This window comes from Nitrospira sp. Ecomares 2.1, assembly GCF_965152585.1.
Genome location: NZ_OZ224219.1, coordinates 4,500,021 through 4,519,930 on the forward strand (window position 1 = coordinate 4,500,021; position 19,910 = coordinate 4,519,930).

General features: G+C 50.6%; 21 protein-coding genes and 1 tRNA gene. 13 read left to right on the forward strand and 9 right to left on the reverse strand.

Translation table 11 applies throughout. The features are described from left to right. Positions 1-139: 139 nt before the first annotated feature. The 4 genes from ACWHYD_RS19740 (at position 140) to ACWHYD_RS19755 (ending at position 2,105) form a co-directional block, all read left to right on the forward strand. A complete protein-coding gene (locus tag ACWHYD_RS19740) occupies positions 140-403 on the forward strand; it encodes a transposase (RefSeq protein ID WP_447963713.1) in 264 nt (87 codons plus the stop codon). A gap of 34 nt (positions 404-437) precedes the next feature. Next, positions 438-1,229, forward strand: coding sequence for an IS3 family transposase (locus tag ACWHYD_RS19745; protein WP_447963714.1), 792 nt, complete (start codon positions 438-440; stop codon positions 1,227-1,229). Positions 1,230-1,357: 128 nt separating this feature from the next. Beyond that, a complete protein-coding gene (locus tag ACWHYD_RS19750; protein WP_447963715.1) occupies positions 1,358-1,606 on the forward strand; it encodes a hypothetical protein in 249 nt (82 codons plus the stop codon). A gap of 253 nt (positions 1,607-1,859) precedes the next feature. Beyond that, a complete protein-coding gene (locus tag ACWHYD_RS19755) occupies positions 1,860-2,105 on the forward strand; it encodes a hypothetical protein (RefSeq protein WP_447963716.1) in 246 nt (81 codons plus the stop codon). Between the two features lie 61 nt (positions 2,106-2,166). Here the strand turns inward: ACWHYD_RS19755 and ACWHYD_RS19760 are convergent, their stop codons facing one another. Then, positions 2,167-2,676 carry a JAB domain-containing protein gene (locus ACWHYD_RS19760; protein ID WP_447963717.1) on the reverse strand — a complete coding sequence of 170 codons (510 nt, stop codon included), beginning with the start codon at positions 2,674-2,676 and terminating at the stop codon, positions 2,167-2,169. A 161-nt stretch (positions 2,677-2,837) separates the two neighbouring features. Here ACWHYD_RS19760 and ACWHYD_RS19765 point away from each other — a divergent pair, with 161 nt between their 5' ends. After that, positions 2,838-3,386 carry a hypothetical protein gene (locus ACWHYD_RS19765; RefSeq protein ID WP_447963718.1) on the forward strand — a complete coding sequence of 183 codons (549 nt, stop codon included), beginning with the start codon at positions 2,838-2,840 and terminating at the stop codon, positions 3,384-3,386. 85 nt (positions 3,387-3,471) lie between these two features. Here the strand turns inward: ACWHYD_RS19765 and ACWHYD_RS19770 are convergent, their stop codons facing one another. From ACWHYD_RS19770 to ACWHYD_RS19780, 3 genes are read right to left on the reverse strand one after another with little or no spacing between them, the layout of a single operon-like run. Further along, positions 3,472-3,948: a hypothetical protein gene (locus tag ACWHYD_RS19770; protein WP_447963719.1), complete on the reverse strand. Its 477-nt coding sequence runs from the start codon at positions 3,946-3,948 to the stop codon at positions 3,472-3,474. Continuing rightward, the gene (locus ACWHYD_RS19775; RefSeq protein ID WP_447963720.1) at positions 3,945-4,508 is read right to left on the reverse strand and encodes a hypothetical protein; all 564 of its coding nucleotides are present in this window, start codon (positions 4,506-4,508) and stop codon (positions 3,945-3,947) included. The genes ACWHYD_RS19770 and ACWHYD_RS19775 overlap by 4 nt, the downstream gene beginning before the upstream one ends. Then, positions 4,465-5,259 carry a TIGR04255 family protein gene (locus tag ACWHYD_RS19780; protein ID WP_447963721.1) on the reverse strand — a complete coding sequence of 265 codons (795 nt, stop codon included), beginning with the start codon at positions 5,257-5,259 and terminating at the stop codon, positions 4,465-4,467. The genes ACWHYD_RS19775 and ACWHYD_RS19780 overlap by 44 nt, the downstream gene beginning before the upstream one ends. Positions 5,260-5,901: 642 nt before the next feature. Here ACWHYD_RS19780 and ACWHYD_RS19785 point away from each other — a divergent pair. Both ACWHYD_RS19785 and ACWHYD_RS19790 read left to right on the forward strand, forming a co-directional pair. Next, positions 5,902-6,186, forward strand: a complete 285-nt coding sequence (locus tag ACWHYD_RS19785; RefSeq protein WP_447963722.1) for a hypothetical protein — start codon at positions 5,902-5,904, stop codon at positions 6,184-6,186. Positions 6,187-6,365: 179 nt separating this feature from the next. Then, a complete protein-coding gene (locus ACWHYD_RS19790) occupies positions 6,366-7,793 on the forward strand; it encodes a phosphoglucomutase/phosphomannomutase family protein (protein WP_447963723.1) in 1,428 nt (475 codons plus the stop codon). A gap of 263 nt (positions 7,794-8,056) precedes the next feature. Here the strand turns inward: ACWHYD_RS19790 and ACWHYD_RS19795 are convergent, their stop codons facing one another. Beyond that, on the reverse strand, positions 8,057-8,434 hold the full coding sequence (locus ACWHYD_RS19795) for an HPF/RaiA family ribosome-associated protein (protein WP_447963724.1): 378 nt from the start codon (positions 8,432-8,434) through the stop codon (positions 8,057-8,059). A 291-nt stretch (positions 8,435-8,725) separates the two neighbouring features. On the opposite strand from ACWHYD_RS19795, the gene msrB reads away from it, so the two are divergent. Beyond that, positions 8,726-9,211 (forward strand): peptide-methionine (R)-S-oxide reductase MsrB, encoded by a 486-nt coding sequence (gene msrB, locus ACWHYD_RS19800; RefSeq protein ID WP_447963725.1) that lies wholly within the window; start codon positions 8,726-8,728, stop codon positions 9,209-9,211. Here msrB and ACWHYD_RS19805 read toward each other — a convergent pair. After that, the gene (locus tag ACWHYD_RS19805; RefSeq protein WP_447963726.1) at positions 9,177-11,783 is read right to left on the reverse strand and encodes a sigma 54-interacting transcriptional regulator; all 2,607 of its coding nucleotides are present in this window, start codon (positions 11,781-11,783) and stop codon (positions 9,177-9,179) included. The genes msrB and ACWHYD_RS19805 overlap by 35 nt on opposite strands. Between ACWHYD_RS19805 and ACWHYD_RS19810 the strand changes: the two genes are divergently transcribed. After that, entirely contained in the window at positions 11,728-11,988 is a 261-nt protein-coding gene (locus tag ACWHYD_RS19810) for a hypothetical protein (RefSeq protein ID WP_447965914.1), read from the forward strand. The genes ACWHYD_RS19805 and ACWHYD_RS19810 overlap by 56 nt on opposite strands. Before the next feature lie 52 nt (positions 11,989-12,040). Here the strand turns inward: ACWHYD_RS19810 and ACWHYD_RS19815 are convergent, their stop codons facing one another. The 3 genes from ACWHYD_RS19815 to ACWHYD_RS19825 form a co-directional block, all read right to left on the reverse strand. Beyond that, positions 12,041-14,029 (reverse strand): tetratricopeptide repeat protein, encoded by a 1,989-nt coding sequence (locus ACWHYD_RS19815; protein WP_447963727.1) that lies wholly within the window; start codon positions 14,027-14,029, stop codon positions 12,041-12,043. A 117-nt stretch (positions 14,030-14,146) separates the two neighbouring features. Beyond that, complete coding sequence (locus ACWHYD_RS19820; protein WP_447963728.1) at positions 14,147-14,770, reverse strand: class I SAM-dependent methyltransferase; 624 nt, start codon at positions 14,768-14,770, stop codon at positions 14,147-14,149. 474 nt (positions 14,771-15,244) lie between these two features. Then, positions 15,245-15,328 (reverse strand) — tRNA-Leu (locus tag ACWHYD_RS19825). A gap of 109 nt (positions 15,329-15,437) precedes the next feature. Here ACWHYD_RS19825 and ACWHYD_RS19830 point away from each other — a divergent pair. The 4 genes from ACWHYD_RS19830 (at position 15,438) to nagZ (ending at position 19,694) form a co-directional block, all read left to right on the forward strand. Continuing rightward, on the forward strand, positions 15,438-16,133 hold the full coding sequence (locus ACWHYD_RS19830; RefSeq protein ID WP_447963729.1) for an HAD family hydrolase: 696 nt from the start codon (positions 15,438-15,440) through the stop codon (positions 16,131-16,133). 244 nt (positions 16,134-16,377) lie between these two features. Then, positions 16,378-17,031, forward strand: a complete 654-nt coding sequence (gene queE, locus ACWHYD_RS19835) for a 7-carboxy-7-deazaguanine synthase QueE (RefSeq protein WP_447963730.1) — start codon at positions 16,378-16,380, stop codon at positions 17,029-17,031. Between the two features lie 53 nt (positions 17,032-17,084). Further along, entirely contained in the window at positions 17,085-18,590 is a 1,506-nt protein-coding gene (locus tag ACWHYD_RS19840) for a leucyl aminopeptidase (RefSeq protein ID WP_447963731.1), read from the forward strand. A gap of 15 nt (positions 18,591-18,605) precedes the next feature. Then, on the forward strand, positions 18,606-19,694 hold the full coding sequence (gene nagZ / locus ACWHYD_RS19845; RefSeq protein ID WP_447963732.1) for a beta-N-acetylhexosaminidase: 1,089 nt from the start codon (positions 18,606-18,608) through the stop codon (positions 19,692-19,694). Positions 19,695-19,910: the final 216 nt, after the last annotated feature.

The following is a 19,910-nucleotide window of genomic DNA, read 5'->3' on the forward strand; positions in this document are numbered from 1 at the left end:
GATAAAAACTATTATCAGATATGGACAAAAACACAAGGTGAGGATGTTTTTAGGAAAATTTGTCAAAATACTCTTGGAGTGCCCCCCGCATTTTGGACTAAAGCTATGTTAGGTTTTCCTCAACCTGGGGAGGATCAACATGAAGAAGAACCGATTCACGGAAGAACAAATTGTGGGCATTCTTCGTGATGCTGAAGCCAGTACGATTGAGAAGACCGCTCGACAGCATGGGGTCTCGGAACAGTCGATCTATCGGTGGAAGCGCCAGTTTGGGCAGATGGCGGTCGCGGATGTGCGGGAACTGCGGCAGTTACGCCAGGAAAATGTGCGACTCAAGAAGGTCTTGGCTGAACGGGACCTGGAAGTCGAAGTGATGAAGGAATTGCAGGCAAAAAAGTGGTAAGCCCGCGTGGACGGCGGCAGGTAGCTCGTGCCGCTTGTGTGCGTGGGCTTCGAGCGTGCCGCGCCGCCTGGCTCTGCTCAACGCCACGCTCCGGCCTGCGCTATATTTCACGACAAATCCGACGGGATGCAGATTAGCTCAAGCTCTCCGTGAGGTGGGCAAGCGTTATCCGCAGTGGGGGTATCGATTAGCGGGGAGTTTTCTCCAAAACCGTGGTTGGCGGGTGAATCTCAAGCGCGTTCATCGAGTGTGGCAGCAACAGGGGCTCGGGCTCCCAAGCCGGAAACGTCGCAGGAAGTTCCGCACCGGAGCAACGATCCAACCCAAGGCTAAGACTCAACACGATGTCTGGAGTTGGGATTTCGTCCACGATATCTATGCCGACGGCGAAACCTTTCGGTGTTTAACCGTTAAAGATGAAGCTACTCGGTTTTGTTTGGCCATTGCCGTGGGGTGCTCCTTGACGCATTACCATGTGATCGAGGTGTTACGCCAGCTCATGACTCGGTATGGCCGCCCGCGGTATCTGCGCAGCGACAACGGGCCGGAACTGGTCGCCCTCAATCTCATGATGTTTTTGAAAGACCAGGAAATTATTCCGAGTCGAATCGAACCCGACAAACCCTGGCAAAATGGGAGTAACGAAAGCTTCAACGGCACATTTCGCCGCGAATGCCTCGATGCCGAGCTCTTCCAGAGCTTGGCAGAGGCGAGGGTGGTGATTGAAGCCTGGCGGCGGCAGTATAATTACGAGCGGCCCCACAGTGCCCTTGGCTACCAAGTGCCTGCGGCGGTCTTTGAGGGAGCCATTATCCGGAAAACCTAACAAGTAAATTGGACAAAGAACGGGGGCAGCTCACCCTCTACCAAAGGCAATAAAAAATGAGAGCGCCAATCTTCTTTTACCTGTGGGACGGTTCCCGCCAGCGTTTTATTGAGGAACACGAATTCTACGTGGATCAAGCCAAAAAGCGCTTACTATCTCAATTCGGAAATATTGAAGAGGAAGCCCAAGAATTTGGGGAAAGATGGTTTTCTGAAGCTGGCCGAGGGGTTGGTCCCGACAATTACGATCTGGGTAATCTTGCCGATCAAGCCACCGACCAAAGCATTAATTTTTTTGAATTGCTAACTCACCTACATGCTCAAACCCAGCTAAGTGTTGTTGCGGGCATGTACCATGAATGGGAAAAGCAACTTTGAGATTGGGGCTCGCAAGATTTAGTAATTCATTCCCAGGGTGGGAGGGCGATAAAAGCTGCGATTTGGAATGTAAATGTAAAAACATTTTCAATCTTTTAAAATGTTGTGATTGGAATGTGTATGATAAGCCTTATTATAGTCACCTTAATATCTCCCGTTTAGTTGTCAATGTTTATAAGCATGGGCGAGGACCTTCCTTTGAAGAATTATAAATCGATTCTCTCGATTCTTAAGGGACATTTGGGGAGGTGATTTGGAAGGAGATGACCTTTTTCATTTTTTGGATTACCCAAAGGTCAGCATCAACGACAAAGACTTCGACAAATTTTCCAATGCTATCATCTCCTTTTGGAGGGATGCGCCAGAGAAAACTCCACCAATTCCTTTTGATGAAATTACAACCCGTACTCCCGAATGGTTCTGGAAGGCAATCAAAAAAGATTCCCCAACTAAAAAAACCAAAAAAATCGTTGAAGGAAGTTTTTTCATAAAATTGTAAATCCTTACCAAGGATTCTTATTTTAGCTCCACCCTATTTGAGAGTATTGAAAGAAGGAGAACTACGGGCTGGGAACGGGTGGAGCTGTAGCCAATTGTCCTTGGTCGACAAAACTGTAATGCGTGTGTTCCCCAATAATGACTTGATCGAGGAGCGTAATACCTAACAACGTCCCAGCCTCTGATAATCGCTTGGTGAGTGTATGATCTTCTGGGCTTGGATCGGGATTGCCCGAAGGGTGATTATGAACGCCAATGATGGCAGCGGCATTGGCCAGAAGGGCCGTTTTATAGACTTCCCGTGGATGGACAATCGAGACGGTTAAGGAGCCGATCGAAACGGTATGTTGGGCGATCACTGTATGCTTGGCATTGAGCAACAACACGCGAAGTTCTTCCCAGTCGAGGCGGAGCATGTCCGCACATAACCGGGCGACATCCTGACTGTGGGCAATGGGGGGATGATAGGGTCCTTCCGTTTCTTGGACCAGCATCACGCGCACCCATGGCATCGAAAGGCTGGGGGTGAAGGCAGAGGGGTCCGATGTCATGTCATACTCAGTGAGGTTCATTACAATAATCTTTTCAATAATCCCCTCTCTAAAGGAGGAATGGCGGATCGTCAAGGATTAATGAAGGAAAAGGGAAATTATGGCGAAGGTCTCGACGCCTCAATAAACGGACACGATTGCTCTTCGTTAATTTCCATGACGACCATGGAATTAACGCGGGTATGTGCAATTGCCAAAACCCATTTTTTTTGTATCCGGTCCCGTTATCGAAGATTGTTGATCGGGTGCTCGATTACTCGATTCGAACGGTCGAACCATGGGACCTGATTGATATTGAATTTATGAATGGGGACGAAATTGATTTCGAACGCTGGTTTGAGTGGTGTGATGATATGACGCTTTCGATCAGTTTCAAGAACCACGAACATGACACGACCGAAACCTTAGAGGTGGATATCATCCAAGTCATGCGCGACGTGTTAAAAGAAAAAAGTTGGTCTTTATACATCGGCGGCTTAGAAATTGAGCTGGGAGGAGACCACCTCATGGTGGAGGGAAAGAACCATTATCTTAAAAATGGGATGGTACGGATTGCTGTTGTAAGCTCCCCTGTCACACCGAAAAGCCAAGTTATTAGCGTGTGTCAGGGTTATTTCATCCATTTGGACTTGGGGAGTTTGAGGCGGCGCGGGCTCCGCAACCGTGGACGAAACTTCGGTTTGGTAAATTTATCCCCGGTACGGCATGGTAGGACTTTGGCCGCTCGATAAAATGACGCAGTGACATTCATCCAGAAAGTATGAATTCAAAACCGGGAAACGCCAAAGCGTTTCGGTGTTTTTTCCACAAGTGTGCTTATGTATTACTCGGTTCTATTGTCCAACCGCGCCTTGTAGCAACCCTGGCTAAAGCTTTTCTCAGTAATTTAAAGGCTTTGCCTTGTTTATCAGAAGAAAGAAATTCTGGTTCAACAACAATCAAGGAGTGGGCGTCGTTTTCCGGGTCTTCTGGTGGGTTTGGAACATGAATGACATCAACCGCATGTTGAACTTCTTTCCCCTTGTCGTTCTTACTTATCACTTGTCCAATTTGACGTACTTCTTCAGTGATAAGCGATACGATTCCATTGGTATCGTTTAACAGGGATTGTTGGGGGTCGAAGTTTTGTAATTTTGCTCGGTCAACTGAGGGTGTACGTTTGCGGTCAAGAAAGGCTTGGCTGGTAAACTCTAAACGTCCCGTATGTGGGTCGATGCGGAATTCGTCTGCGTCTTCTTCTCCCCGGACATTACGATATAGTTCTTCCTCATCAGAAACATGATCTTTCGTCACTCGCTCAACCAATCCCACAAATTGAACAATTCTTTTCGTTTTAAAATTCCTACGTGCATTTCATGTTCGATATTTATGCCCCAAATCTTTATATATTCTGCGCCTTCTTCGCTTATTTCTATATGAAGTTCATGGTCGCCACTCGTCCATTGAATGGTAATATATCCGTCTTCATCAGTTGAAACAAATGGGGCGATCCAAAGACGACCACTATTAACAATGGAATAGAGGACATTTTCTAAAGTGTTGTGTGCTTTACTGAGAATAAGATCGGTTGGTTTTTTTGACCCCTTGCCATCCCAATTATCTTGCCGCTCACTTATCTTGTGAAGTTTTTGTTTGAAGCCATCTAACAAAATCGGGTAAATGTCTTGTTGCCATGTTTTGTAAAGCTGTTCTCTTTGTGAAAAATTGTATCCTTCTGCCCGAGTTGAATTCTCTTCGTTTAAGCTAACTACGATCATTCCGTTTGTGGAAGGTACAAACTTGTACGCATCTTCATGACCGCTTGTGTATTCAGTTCTTTCCTGAAATTGGTCCCATGGCTTTTCTGAGAGCATCTGTAATGCTCCAGTGGAAGACGTTCCGAATGTTTCCTTCGTTGAAGGATTTGCTTTTAGCAATGGCATCTTCAACCTTTCGTATTTTTTCAGTGGTAAAAGAGTCTGTATCGATTATATAGGATTTTTCGCCATTTAGGTTAAATTTTCCAAATTTTCCTGACAAGTCCCCGTAAACAAAGCGCACGTTGGCTATAGAGCTATCATCTTTTAATTGAAGAGTTTTTTCAATTACTTGGACTTCATCCCTTATTGAAGAGCTTGTTTCTAATTCAGGGGCTATGTGAGCGGGAATAAATTCTCGAATATCTTCCTTTATTCCGAGCGTGCTCTCACTCGCAAGATTTCGATATCTGAGGCCAATTCGGCTGAAATAATTGGGGTCGTATTCCTCCCAAAAAGTTTTCAACATTGTTTTCAGGTGTTTTTCAAACCCTTTGTAATTTTCATATTCGGTACATTTCAGAGCTATAAAATCTTTCGTCAGGGTAATTTGCCAGTTTCCATCTTCGGAAAAGAACATATATTCGTCCTCACCAAGTATCTCTTTTCGTAGGTGCTCTGGAAAATCAGGAGGGGCCGCAACCTTTTTTATCTTAGTTTCAGGAAATCCTTTTTTTCTTATTTTTTCCTGAAAGCTGGCAGGTGTTTCCTTAGTGAGTTTTAAAATTGAGGGGAACCGCGCTTGAAAAATTACCTCAAAGATCGTGTTTTTTTTATATTCCGTTCTTTTCCACTTATTAAGTTGCATAACTGTAAGAACCTATATTTCCTAAATGCTGAATTGCAAACATACCTAGCAAGAAAAGTTCTTAAAGTCCATTTCTGTTGATATGCCGTTAAAGCTTGGGAAGAAATGCCAAAAGATGGGCTTATTTTTCATAAGTTATTTTATCAATCAAAACCCGCCGCAAAAACTGAGGATAGGTTACCAAACTTCAAAGAGCGACGCCTCGCATTTTTACGGGTTATCGCCTTTTTTCGATAAAACAGCAGACAGGCTTCTTGGCGAAATTCCACTACTGAGTTCAATTTTTATCGTTCCTTTTCAAAAAAAAATTCATAAACGCCCATTTAGCAGTTGCACAGGACCCTTAATCTCTTATTTTTGGGTTTTTGCCGCATACGAACCGGACACAGGCGGAGAAAAAAGGCGGTGAGAAGGGTTACGTAGCCGGGTTATCGACCTCCGGTGTCCTCCTCTTGGCACCAGCCCTAATTTAACCATGAACTATGATCCGTATGGCCCCTTTCAGACTTCTGGGTACCTTCAAAACGAAAAAGTGGACTCCAGGACGAATTCGGAAAAATTGATCAAAAAAACTGAATTAATCTGATTGGCAAATGAGCAAAAATCTTCTATTCTGTAATACCTTTGGAATCAATAGCATTTATGGTTCTTGCCTTACAGCTTTACGATGTGTATCGAGAATCCACCTTGGGGCTTGGCAGAAAAAAGGGGCTGACAGGGGAACCCATTGCACTTGTGCGCACAACTCTCATGTTTAACGTGATTTTCTGTGTTACCGGGTTTCACCCCGGCAGGCAAGGCCCTTTTGTTCCGGCAAAAGGCCCCAAAACCATCGACGCCCCGTCTGGCCTTATCAGAGGGGAGGGGCGCCGGACTGAAGAGGCCGGACCAACTCGCTCCGCTCAGACAAGGCCCGCCGGCGGATGAGAGCGTCCCTCCCTCATGCCAGATGGCAGGCATCGGAGACGATCATTTCAGTGACTCGGATGAAAGAGCGAGGAGCCATATTTTCTGTATGATCACCCTTCTGGGTACCAAAGCTCCAAATCACGTTTTCACTGTTTTCTGCTGAGAAATCCCTTCTTCGCAACGAGCATATATCGAACATGGACTCCATTAAATTCGGGACTTCAGGGTGGCGGGCCATTGTGGCCGAGGACTTTACGGTCCGGAACATCCGGATCGTGTGCCAGGGAATCGCTCAATATCTTCGTCAACAGAAGTTGGGGCAACAAGGCATCCTGATTGGCTACGACGCACGATTTTTAGGGGAGCATTTTGCCAAAGTGGCTGCAGAAGTCATGGCGGCTCATGGTATCCCTTGTCTGATTTGCGACCGGGATACCCCGACGCCCGCCATCTCCTACCATGTGGTGAGTCGTAAGCTGTCAGGCGGCATGAACTTTTCGGCCAGCCACAATTCTCATGAATGGAATGGGATCAAATTTACACCGGACTGGGGAGGGCCGGCCCTGCCGGAAACAACCAAAGCCATTGAACTGCGCATCCTACCCCTGTTGCATGGGGAACACATCAAATGGCTTCCGTGGGAGCGGGCCGCACACGATGGCATGGTACGGCATTTTGACCCCCAACCCGAGTACCTGAAAGCCCTGGAATCGCTGGTTGATCGCGATCGCATCAGGAACGGCCGGATCCGGGTGATTTTTGATCCCCTCTTTGGAACCTCCAGGCAGTACCTGGACGAATTTCTACGCCAGGCCGGCGCAAAAATGGCCGTCTTACACCATTGGCGGGATCCATATTTTGGAGGATTTCGACCGGAACCGACGGACGAGACACTTCAGGACCTGAAAGAGACCGTTCGCCGCGAAGGGGCACACCTCGGCCTGGCCACCGACGGAGACGGAGGCCGGTTTGGCATCGTGGATGCCGACGGCACGTTCATTCAAGCCAACTATATCTTGCCCGTCTTGCTCGATTATCTTATTCGCAGTCGGCAATGGACCGGTGGAGTCGCCCGCTCGGTCGCGACCACCCATCTCATTGACGCCGTGGCGACACACCATGGACTCACCGTTCACGAAACACCGGTCGGATTCAAATACATCGGCGAATTGCTCGCGAGGAGAGAAGTGGTCTTTGGCGGAGAAGAAAGCGCCGGGATGTCCATCCAAGGCCATGTGCCGGAAGCAGACGGGATACTGGCCGGGGCGTTGGTCGCAGAAATGGTGGCCTTTACAGGACAGACCATTCAGGAGTTACTAAACGATCTCTTTGCACGGGTTGGGGTCGTCTTCACGACACGACAAGACCTGCCCCTCAACGAACACCTCAGGACGCAGGTCAAGCAGGTTCTTGAACATCCACCTTCGGAGTTTGCGGGTACAGAGGTCATCCATGTCAATAAACTGGATGGCTGCAAACTCATCCTGGCGGATGGCTCCTGGTATCTCATTCGACTATCAGGGACAGAATCTCTCGTCCGATGCTATGGCGAAACCAAAAATCCTGAGCGACTCGACGTACTCATGAACGCCGGCAAAGACCTGCTTCATCTTCCCGGCAGGTAAGTCGATCCAAATCCTTCCTTTTCCGCTTTTCTTCCGTCGAATAGCCATTTTACCCCATGCCTTCCTTGGGGAGACTCTCGCACATTAATCCAACCACCAGACGGCCAGATGATGGCAAGAGGCGGCAGAACAGGATAAGAGAACCAGATTTTAGAGAAAATGTTACGAAATTGAGGATGAAAGAAAGGTCCAAGACAGAATGAGAAGAAGGTCATTGGGGGTGGGCAAAGCCCCTCCCCAATGACTCTCATGAGAACTTGACTTCAGACAGCAGTCAATAGCATCGCTTTTTCAGCCTTTTTGGCTGTGGCCTTGGCATTGCGGGCCAACCGTTTTTCTTCAACTTTATCCAGTTCATGCTCTATGGCCTGAAAGGCTGAGCGAATGGCTTCTTCAAAGGTTTTCGATTCTTTTCTGGCGGTCACCGTCCGACGCCGGGGAAGCGTCACGACAACCAGCGCCTCCGCGTTATCGGCACCTTTTTTATGATGGGCATTTTTGGTGAGAGTGACACGGGCATGAATGATGCGAATGGTATCCGTCTGTAACGCCTCAGTCCGTTTCTCGATTTCGGCTTTCCACCGAGGGGTCATGCCAACGTTCCGGCTCTCAATTTTTACATCCAGCGTGTGTTCATCCATAGACTCTCCTTCTTTGCAGTTCGTTGAATCTGTGAAGCCCCCAACACGTTCCGGCCTGTTTTTCCGATGCCGCAATCCTGAGTCAACCCTCCTTTTCTTTGAGTTCTCTTTAGTGTAAAAATTTTCCTTCTTTCAGTCAAAGGCCTTATGACCAACACTGTAATTTTTTTTACCGTGGCCAGACTGTTACAGTATACCAGGTTGGATGGAAGATGAGAGCATCTCCACCGTCTCAACTCAGAGGAGGGATACCGGATGTCCATAAAAATGAATGTAAACAGGAGAAATCTTATGAAAATCGGCGTGGCATTGGGCTTGGGAGTTCTGGCTAAAACCCTCGGCGTGGCCTTGGCCGCTCCCAATCCCTTAACCGGGGAGTCAGACATCACCAAAATAACGAAAACGGATGAAGAGTGGAAGGCGCTTTTAACCCCTATGCAGTATCAAGTCTTACGCCATGAAGACACAGAACCGCCCTTTACCAATGAATATCACCAAAGTAAAGCCAAAGGCATTTACCAATGTGCGGGTTGCGAACTGCCACTTTTTTCTTCCGACACAAAATTCGACAGTGGAACCGGATGGCCCAGTTTTTGGCAACCGATTTCGGAAAAAGTGGTCGAAACCCGGACTGATTGGAAAATTATTTACCCCCGGACGGAAGTTCACTGTGCCCGGTGCGGGGGCCACCAGGGACACATCTTCGACGATGGCCCACAGCCAACTGGATTACGGTATTGCATTAATTCTGCGGCATTGAAATTTGTTCCGGCATAATAAAACGCTGGCGCACTAACTGCTCGACTGCCGGAAAATGACGCTCAGGAAGATTGCGAAACCGTTTTCGACAGTCGGCAATGGCGACTTCAACAGACGAATAGTGTTTGGAAGAAGGGAGTAAATTTTTGGAATACTCGCGCAACCGTCTTTCTACCATTCGCGTCAAAGTCTCATCCCCTGCCAGCGCCTGCGCCGCCGCTTCTATATTCCCGTGACAGTCGACTAACGCTTGAAATCCGAGACCCTTCAAGCGTTGGGTGACGGTGCTGCGATCCCACCCTAAAGCCTTGGCTGTCGCCTGCATATCGAATCCATGGCGTCGCAGGCATTCCAACACCATGTCATCCTCCAATCGTCCCAGTTCCACCAGACCGTGTCCCTCACCCTTCACGTAAGGCATGACGGGGCTACTCAGATGCAAGTCTGCTTCGGTAATGAGGGATCCGTTGGCCAACGCCACGGCTTGGGCCACGGTTTGTCGAAGTTCTCGAATATTCCCCGGCCATCGATAGGCCGTCATCGCCTCCAACGCACCTTGCGTGAACGCCAGGTCCATTCGACCCTGTTGCCGGGAAAAATACTGCAGGAAGGATTGAGCCAACAGCAGACAGTCTTCCTCTCCCCGTTCCCGGAGAGGAGGCAGAGTTAAGACAATACTCCGTAACCGATAGTATAAATCTTCCCGGTATCGGCCGGCCTCCACATCCTGTTGAAGATTGCAATTCGTGGCCGCGATAATGCGCACATCCACCTGGGTCAGTCGACTTTCTCCGACCCGGTGAAATGACCCGTCCTCCAAAAACCGAAGCAACTTTGCCTGCAAATCGGATGGGAGTTCGCCGACTTCATCCAAAAAAAGCGTTCCGCCATTCGCCGTTTCGATATACCCCTCACGGCCTACCGCTCCGGTAAAGGCTCCCTTTACATGACCGAAGAGTTCCCCTTCAAATAACTCCGACCGGATAGCGGCCATATTCACCGACACAAATGGCCCCTGATGCCGTGGACTCAACGCATGGGCCGCTCGAGCAAACACCTCTTTCCCCGTGCCTGTTTCTCCCAATAGAAGAATGGGGCTCCGGGTCCCGGAGGCTTTTTTTAGATCCTGAAACACGCGAAGAACCGAAGGTGCACGGGTCAGAATATGCAGCGACTCACATTCCTGAAGTAATACCTGATTCTCGTGGGTTTCGGGCATCGGATGCCGAGCCGACCGCATGGCCGGGACCTGCTGCCGGAGATCCTCCAATTCCCCCTCCAAACGGTCAATCTGTCGCCGGGTTTCTTCTATTTCGGATTGAGCAATCTCCAATTGGCGAGATGCTCCCCCTTGCAGCGTTTCTAAACCTTCAATAACTGTCGCCGCCTGGTGTGCATGATCTTGTGCCACATGCAAGTGAGTTTCGAGTTCCCGGACATGCTGCTGTCTCTCGGCCAACTCTGCTTCCAATTGTTGTAGCTGCTGTTTCCCCTGTATAATCCACCCTTGAATAATTGACCGGGACCGGGACACCCGCCAGGCCTGCGTTCCCCCCATAGCCATTCCTAAAGCCAAGCCTGTACTCAAGATCGGCCACACCCAGCCACTGTGAAGTCCCCACAGCAGAGCAAGCCCCGCAAGAAAAATACCGGCTAGGCTCATCATCCCAAAGCGGGCTAGCGGAATTCCCCAAAGTAGAAAACTGGTGAAGAACAGGCTTACACTCACGGTCACAAGAAACGCGACCCATAAAGGAGTCGTGAATACCCATCCATTGGTCAGTACGGCGTTGCTCAATAAGGCATGAAGAAATTCTCCCGGCACTGCCGACTCCCACGGAGTCGAAAGCGTTGGTTCCTTTGACACAAGAGAAAAAAGGATCACCGTTTTTCCGCGAAACAACTTCATTAATTGATCGCGATCTTTACTCTGGATGATGTTCCACACGTCCGCAAAGGCATGCCTAGGGAAGGGTGAACTGTCCCAACGTCCAATAAACCGGAATTGAGGGTCTTTGATCTTCGGATGAGCTGTGGTCGTTTCCGAAGACAACGAGGCGATTAATAGGCCGATCGGAGGATGCGCCGATGAATCAGTAGAGAGAGTAGCGGACGGCACACCCCTAAACACCCCATCTGCATCAGGTATCAGGGTCAGCGTCCCCAACACGGTTGCCGCATCCGCCAAGGCGGGAGGAACCGAGTCTGGATAGACCACAGACCCGACTCGTTTGGTCACTTCAGCCAGCCGAACCAGTCCAGCCAAACCACCACATTCCGAGGCTATCGGGGAAGACGCATCAATTGAGGGTACGATAACAGCAGCACCAGCTTCATGAAGGGCCAGCAGGGTGGATTCCAACACGGAAAGATTCCATCGTCCTTCACCACATAACGCGGGACTCATGCTTTCCATGACCGTCACCAACACCAGGGAAGGGTCGACAGGTCCAGGTGCCATGTGAGCCAGTTGCCAATCAGTCAACCATCGTTCTCCCTGTGGAAAAAGTGAGGAGACGCTAAAAGACAGCACCGTGCTCACTAGTGAAAAGGCGAGGGCCAATGCCATGGTCTTGGAACGATTCGTCATTGAGGTCCTAAAGGGAGTGTTGAATAACAATAATTTCCAAGGGCATATTGACCCACAGGCACGGTGCATATTAGAGGCCTTGGGGCTGTTCAAAAAAGTTGTCCAGCAAGGCCGCCGTCATTTTTGCGCGCAGAGCGTACTTCCAGTACGTGAGCACGGAAAAATGGCGAGAACGCCGCTGGCGGCTTTTTTCAACAGCCCCTAATCATGGAAAATTCAGGAATTTCTCACTCCCATACATGCAACCCGGCTCGGAATTACAATCCCGGCATGACGGTCTGGTCCGGACATCCATTTGCCGCCAATTGCCAGTCTGCTGAAAAACGCTCGGCCGATTCAGGAGCAACGGCTCGAACGACCTGACAGGAAAAGGGATCTCCTTCTTTCGCCGTTTGCAGAAAATAATTTCGGATCTGAGGATCTGCTGGAACCAACCGACCACGCTCTCCATTCACATACCAGGAATGGAGTGTATGCTGGGAAGACTGATCACCGGCCAAGGCCTGGTCGATCACCCATGCAACAACGGGTTCACTCGGAGTCAGGTGGCCCCAGGTGTCTTCATCATTGGCCAGCTGAGTGGACATGCGATGGGGAGGAGCCAACCGGTGCAGATCTTCTCGAATAAGACCAAAACCGGTTAACACCTCCTGCTGATCACCGGGCGAAAAGAGGTGTCGATGCAGGCCGCGACGGAAATGTGAGAGCTGTTCTCTGGCGGTCTGCGTGAGCGAATCGGCCATCGTGGCCCGACTACTCCGGAACCACCATAACATCGCCAAGGGGATGTTGCGATCCACGCCACTGCCATTGGCATACATCGAAGCCAACAGGCTTTGGGCTTCGCCCGATCCCCCTTCCGCCGCCAGACGAAGCGGCTCGACCGAATCATTGGTCCGGTTCTGAGCACGAAGCACCACCCCCAAATGAAACCATGCGTCGACAAATTGAGGTTCAACCTCGACCGCTCGCTGAAAGGCTGCAGCGGCCTGAGAAAATTTCCCCGCTTCAGCCTGTGCTTTGCCAATGGCAAAATGAAGGTGTGCCCAGGCCGGTTGCAATCGAGCAGCGGATTCCAGGGCGACCACGGCTCTTTCCCATTGTCGGGTTGCCAGAAGCGCCGAGCCCAACTGAGACCACCCCGGAGCCCATTCAGGACGCTGACCCGTTACCACATCAAATTCAACCGCCGCCTCGTCGATTAGTCCCATGGCAGCCATGGCGACTCCCAAATTGTAATGGAGCCACACTCCATCCTTGGCAAAGGGATCCCGGCGTAATGACTCACGCCAGAGCGAGGCGGCCTGCGCCCAATTTCCCTGACGACTCCACACAACACCAAGCAGCAATCTCGCTGGAGTCAAGCGGGAATCGAGAGAAAGGGCCCTTTCCAGATATGGAACACTGGCTGACTCGTCGCCTTTCGCAAACAACGCCACACCAATATTGTAATGCGCGGCTACAAGGTCAGGTTGAAGTATCAACGCCTGCCGGGAATGTTCGATCGCCTCTTGAAAATTTCCCTCCTGCAAACGAAGTAACCCCAAATTGGCATGGACCTTGGGGGAATCGGGCTCCAAAGCCAGAGCCTGACCCCAGGCCTGCTCGGCCAGAACATTTTCATGTGAGGCATAATAGGCCAATCCCAAGGCTTCATAGGCATGCGCCCAATGGGTCGCATCGTGAAGCGTCTCTTGAAAATGGGCCACAGCTTGCACAGGATCGCCTGCGGCCAAATACCCCAATCCCAACGCATAATGGGCTTCTGTAAAATCAGGTTGAATGCGAAGCGCGACCCGCCATTGCGCCAGAGCCTCCGCAAGCCGACCATCTCGCACCAGGGAGATGCCATAGTTATACGAAACCAGGGCTGATAGGTGGTACCGCAATGCGGCTGCCTGAACATCCAAACGCTCCGCTTGCGACCAGGCCGCAATGGCCCCGGTTAAATCCCCCGTTTTAGCCTGGGCCACTCCAAGATTATGATAAGCATCGGCATAACCGGGACGCTGACGAGTGGCCTCCCGAAACTCATCAATCGCCACATCCAGGTCATCGGTGAGAAAAAAATCAATGCCTAACTGAAAATGCGCTTCCGCAGAATCCTCAATGGAAGATGAATCCGCTTGGGAGGCACCGGTCACCTCCGCATAGGAGAGAGAAAGGTCAGGAAATCCCTTCAAAAGGAGAAGTCCCACAATGGCGGCACAGACTATTAAACCGCCAGGTACCCGCCGATTTACCATTAAGACACTCTCAGGAAGCAGAGATTGGGACAATTCCGAAAGACAGACGAAACCCTCATGAACACCAACTTCAATGTATTAAGAAATCAAGAAAAATGGAAGGGCGCACCGGGAGGATCAGGCCTTCACCGCCATCCCCTGAGAAAAATAGGCAAATGCCTTCGGAACGCCTGGAAGATAAAAGTTTTCGAGTGCGGTGACCGTCCAGCCCTGCGTCTGAATCATCTGAACCATTGGACGGTTCAAATGACAGCCATCGCCAAGATGTTTCCACACCGGCGTAAGACCATCCTGCCACAGGCGAACCGAACGATCCGGACTTTGCCCGTGCTCTAAAAATAAGAACCGCCCTCCAGGTCTCAGAACCCGAAGCAATTCCTGCAGGGCATTGGAAGGCAAAGGCACGCTACATAAGGTCATCGTGCTCACCACCGTATCGAAGGAGGAAGAGGGAAAAGGGAGCGCTTCCGCCGAGCCCAGGGCAAGGTGAACGGGAATCACGGCCTCCTCCTGAAGCGAACGGGCCATAGGGATCATGCCGGGATTGGGATCAATTGCCGTCAAAGAATGGATCTGGGAAGGATAGTAAGAAAAATTGGCACCAGTCCCAAACCCGATTTCCAAAACCAACCCTGATGCCTGCGAAACCAATGACTGCCGCAAGGGGATAAAACCCGCTTGCCCCATGCTCCATTGCACCAGCCTGGGAAACACTCGCCCTGAATACCACCCGCGTTTCATGGATGTCCTTTAAGGAAATTGAATATGTCTTCTAATTCACCTTTCCTAAGCACCAGAATAACGTTTATCTTCCTAGGTATTCTGTAAGCGAGCGCATGATCCAGAATCCCATCGACGATATTTTTCAATATCCCCGGTTTTTTTAAGATTGAAAAACCGGAATGCCAATTTTCGCTGAAAATGGTTTTATCCCCAGAATGGATGGGGCGTCAGTGGTATACCTGAGTAAAATCAATAAAATAATCGGGGGATAGGGATTAGAGCTAAAGATCTGACTTGAAGTCGCAGGAGCGGAAGCCTGGCTCCTTCTCCCACTAATATGGCTATTCCCTCGTGACTCCGCGCCGCTCCGGCCACCCCATGAAGGGGGAATACCCCTTTCAAAACCCCAGGTTCAAGCCCCGCGTTAATCCCATTTGAGACCGAGTAAAGATTTGAAGTACGAGAAGTGTATGCAATGGGGAGGATTTTTTTTGGTGCCGAAGGCGGGACTTGAACCCGCATGGGTTTCCCCACACGCCCCTCAAACGTGCGTGTCTGCCATTCCACCACTTCGGCACGAACTAGGCAGATTATGAAACCTCCTGATGTCCTTGTCAACGAGTGGAGCGCGGAGTAGAATCCCGACCATTCATTGATCATCTGATCGTTCGGATTATAGCTCACCATGACCCGCTCAACCACTTCGCCCGCACCACTGACTCATTCACAGCATTGGATCGGTGCGTTTTTTGATGTGGATAACACGTTGATTCCCGGCGCGTCGATTGAAATCGGGTTTTTCAGGTATCTCTGGCAAGACGGTGTCATGGGTTGGCCGGAAGTATGGCACAGCTTGGAATATGCCATTCGGCAAATGCCGCCCATTTCGTTTAACCCTCTGCGACGGAGGAAGCTGTATCTGATGGGACATGATGTCTCTCTCATTGAACAGATGGCCAGCGAGTACGTGGAGTTATATGTTGTTCCCCGGGTCTCAGCGAGAGCTTTAAATCGTTTATCCCGTCATCGGGATGCGGGACATGTCGTCGCCTTCGTCAGCGGATCACCTGAGTTCTTAGTGAAACCACTGGCTGAGGCACTTGGAGTCTCATTGGTATTTGGCGCGAGACCGGAATCCCAGGAAGGACTCTATACGGGAAAGGTGTTTGCCCCGTTGCCCTATGGTGAGGGAAAAGGCCGATATGTGGAGCGCCTGGCCGCCCGTTTCAATCTGGACTTGACGCGTAGCTATGCCTATGGCGATAGCCCTGGAGATTTCCACGCGCTCCAATTGGTTGGCCATCCCTTTGTCGTGAATCCCATTCGCGGCATGGCCCGCATTGCCCGCGAGCGAGGTTGGCCGATAACGCAATGGGCTTAGGAGGGGACCATCGGGGACGAAATCGGCCGGCTTGCTTGCGCCAAATTGACAACTTCTCCTGTCCTTTTCATCGAATTGACTTTCTCTTCTCCCCACATTATCAAAAATATCACTCAACCCGATCCAACCTTGTGACAATTACTCATTTCCGGCAGCCATCTAACGCAACCTTCTCTGTCCCCTCCCCAACACCAGGCTTTTTGAGTACAATATTATCTGCTGTGTGCTGGAGTTGAGAGTGTTTATGACCACTTTGCCTTCCTTAAAGATCACCGAAATCTTTCATAGCCTTCAAGGGGAATCCACCCGTGTGGGACAACCGTGCGTATTTGTCCGGTTAACGGGGTGCCCCCTTCGCTGTACCTGGTGTGACACGGAGTATGCCTTTCATGGTGGAACCACTATGCCAATGGAGGAAATTTTGGCGCAGGTGCAATCATATGGGTGTCCGCTCGTCGAGGTGACGGGCGGTGAACCATTGCATCAACCCGGCTCTCTGGTATTGTTAACACAACTATGCAACGCCGGGTTTCAGGTGATGCTGGAAACCAGCGGGGCGTTTGATATTGCCAACGTGGATGACCGGGTTTCGATTATTCTGGATGTGAAATGTCCTGGGAGTGGCATGACGGATCGGATGCGGTGGGATACCCTCACACATCTATCCGGAAAAGACGAAGTGAAGTTTGTTTTGAAAGACCGGGCCGATTATGAGTGGGCGCGTGATATCGTGAACCAGTATTCATTGGGGGACCGCTGTCCCGTCCATATGAGTCCGGTCTTTGGAGTCCTCCATTTGCAATCCCTGGCTGAATGGATTCTGGAAGATCGACTGCCTGTTCGATTTCAACTCCAATTGCATAAAGTGATCTGGGATCCTGAAACCCGCGGCGTGTGACGCGGGAAAAGGGTCGTTTTACGGTAGGGGCGATTTATTTTTTGAGGAGGCGTATGAATATTCTTGTGAAGAGTGGTGAAGCCACCGCTGCAACAACGGACATCTTGGTATGTTTGGAATATGAACAAGACAAAACCTGGAGCAAAGTTGTCCAGTCGGTCGACCAGAAACTTGGTGGACAATTGAGCACCTTGCGCAAAAGTGAAGAATTTTCCGGCAAACCGAATAACACCGCCTTACTGCATATCGATGGGAAATTGCCGGCAAAACGCGTACTTCTTGTCGGCCTGGGTACACGGGAGACGGTCTCCTTGGAACGAATTCGTCAAGCGATGGGGACCGCTGCCAAACGCGCCCGCACCGCCAAGGCCAAAGGGATGGTTTGCGTGATGCCGGACGTGCCAAAGGGCACCGGCCCTATGGATGACGTGGCTCAAGCTATGGTGGAAGGGTTCGTTCTTGGGGACTATCGGTTTAATGAGTACCGCACGGACCGCTCGGACATTAACCACTCCTTGCAATCCTGCACTCTACTCACCACCTCAACCACTCACCTGAATGAGGCCAAAAATGGAGCCAAACGTGGCCAAATCCTTGGGGAAGCGACCTGTTTCGTCAGGGATTTGAGCAACCATCCCGCGAACGTGATGACCCCTTCCCGAATCGTCACCGAGGCTAAAAAAATCGCCAAGGAGGCCAAAGTCCGACTCAAAGTCTTGGATCGCAAACAGCAGGAAAAACTCGGCATGGGCGGATTATTGGGGGTCTCTCGAGGCAGCATCGAACCGCCTCAATTCATCATTCTGGAATATATGGGCGGTCCTCGCACACAAAAACCCATTGTCTTTGTCGGCAAAACCGTGACATTTGATAGCGGTGGTATCTCCCTAAAACCATCAGAAAACATGGAACATATGAAGGCCGACATGACCGGTGGCGCTGAAGTCTTGGCGACGATTCGAGCCGCCTCCCGGCTCAAACTTCCGGTGAATGCGATCGGCCTCTTGCCTGTGACGGAAAACATGCCGGGAGGACGAGCTACTAAACCCGGCGATATCCTTACCATGCTCTCCGGAAAAACGGTGGAAGTTCAGAATACCGATGCGGAAGGTCGTCTGATTCTTGCTGACGGCTTAGCCTATGCCTCACGGCTCAAACCCGCCTGCGTGATTGACATCGCCACACTGACTGGTGCGGCCTCTGTCGCGTTGGGACAGTTCGCGATTGGCATGCTGGGTAATGACGACACCATGAAAGCCGACCTCAAAAAGGCTGGCAATCATGCCGGGGAACGAGTCTGGGAAATGCCCCTGTGGGATGAATATTTTGAGCAGCTTAAAAGTGACGTGGCGGACATGCGGAATATTGGTGGGCGCGGAGGTGGAATGATTACCGCGGCACTGTTCTTATCAAAATTCGTCGGAGACCATCCTTGGGTCCATTTGGACATTGCCAGCACCGATTGGGGCACAACCGATCGTCCCTATGTTCCTAAAGGTCCGACTGGTATCGGGACCCGGTTGCTCATTCAGTATTTACTGAATCATGCCAATCGCTAGGTGGCCATACACGCGATGTCTATCGCTGAACTCGTAGGGCAACTATGTATGATCGGGTTCGAAGGGACGGAGGTCACTCCGGACCTTCGAACCTGGATGCAGGAATTCCGACCGGGAGGGATCATTCTTTTTTCCCGAAACCTGGTTGACCCTGCTCAAATTGCACACCTCACGAACGACCTCCAAGCACTTGCCGGTGACATCCCGCTTCTCATCGGCATCGATCAAGAAGGTGGGCGCGTCTCCCGCCTTCCTTCAGGCTTTACCATCTTCCCTCCTGCATCAACCGTCGCCCACTCGGGATCCACGGAACTGGCCTACCAAGCCGCGGCCGTAACTGCTAAGGAGTTACGCGCCGTAGGGATTAATATGAATATGGCCCCGGTCCTGGACATCCATACAAATCCCTCCAATCCTATTATCGGAGATCGGGCGTTTGGGACCGAGCCGGAACAGGTGTGCCTCATGGGAGCGGCCACTCTCGCGGGCCTGCACGACCATCGCGTATTGGCCTGCGGAAAACATTTTCCTGGTCATGGCGATACCAGTACGGATTCACACGTGGAACTGCCAGTGGTCCATGCCTCCCGGGAGCGACTCGAAAGTGTGGAGCTCAAACCTTTTCAATACGCCATTGCTCACGGTCTTCAGGCCATGATGACCGCCCATGTCCACTATCCCGCCCTCGACCCCACAAATCCCGCAACCCTCTCTTCCATTATTTTGACAGACATGCTTCGGAAGCAAATGGGGTTTTCCGGTGTCATTTTAAGCGACGACTTGGAGATGGGCGCCATTGTGAACCATTCGACAATCGGCGAGGCGGCTGTACGCTCGTTGCAAGCCGGAGTGGATATGTTATTGGTGTGCAAAACCCGCAGACTCGCAACCGATACCATTAACGCTGTTTGTGGTGCCGTTGAATCCAATTTGTTGGATCAAAGCCACCTTGAGGCTAGCCTGGCCCGCATAGCCTCCGTCAAACAGCAATTTGTCTCTCCCTATCATCCAATCAATGTTCCCTCCATTTTTGATACCGTCGGCCTTCCTGCTCATCGCCATGTGTTAGCACAGATCCAAGACCAAATTCGCACTTTGACCTGAATGCATAGAAAGCTCAAAGACGGATTACCGTCCATACTCCAATAGGCAGTCGAGGCTTCGTCTCCCACTGGGCCACTTTATGGATACCAGCGATATCACTTACCTGACCAACTGACAAAAGAAGGCCATAACCCAATTCTGGACATTCCCTACAAAGATTTGTTTAGCTAATAACCTTGCTGTATAAACCGACACATCCAAACCTCTATTCCTATT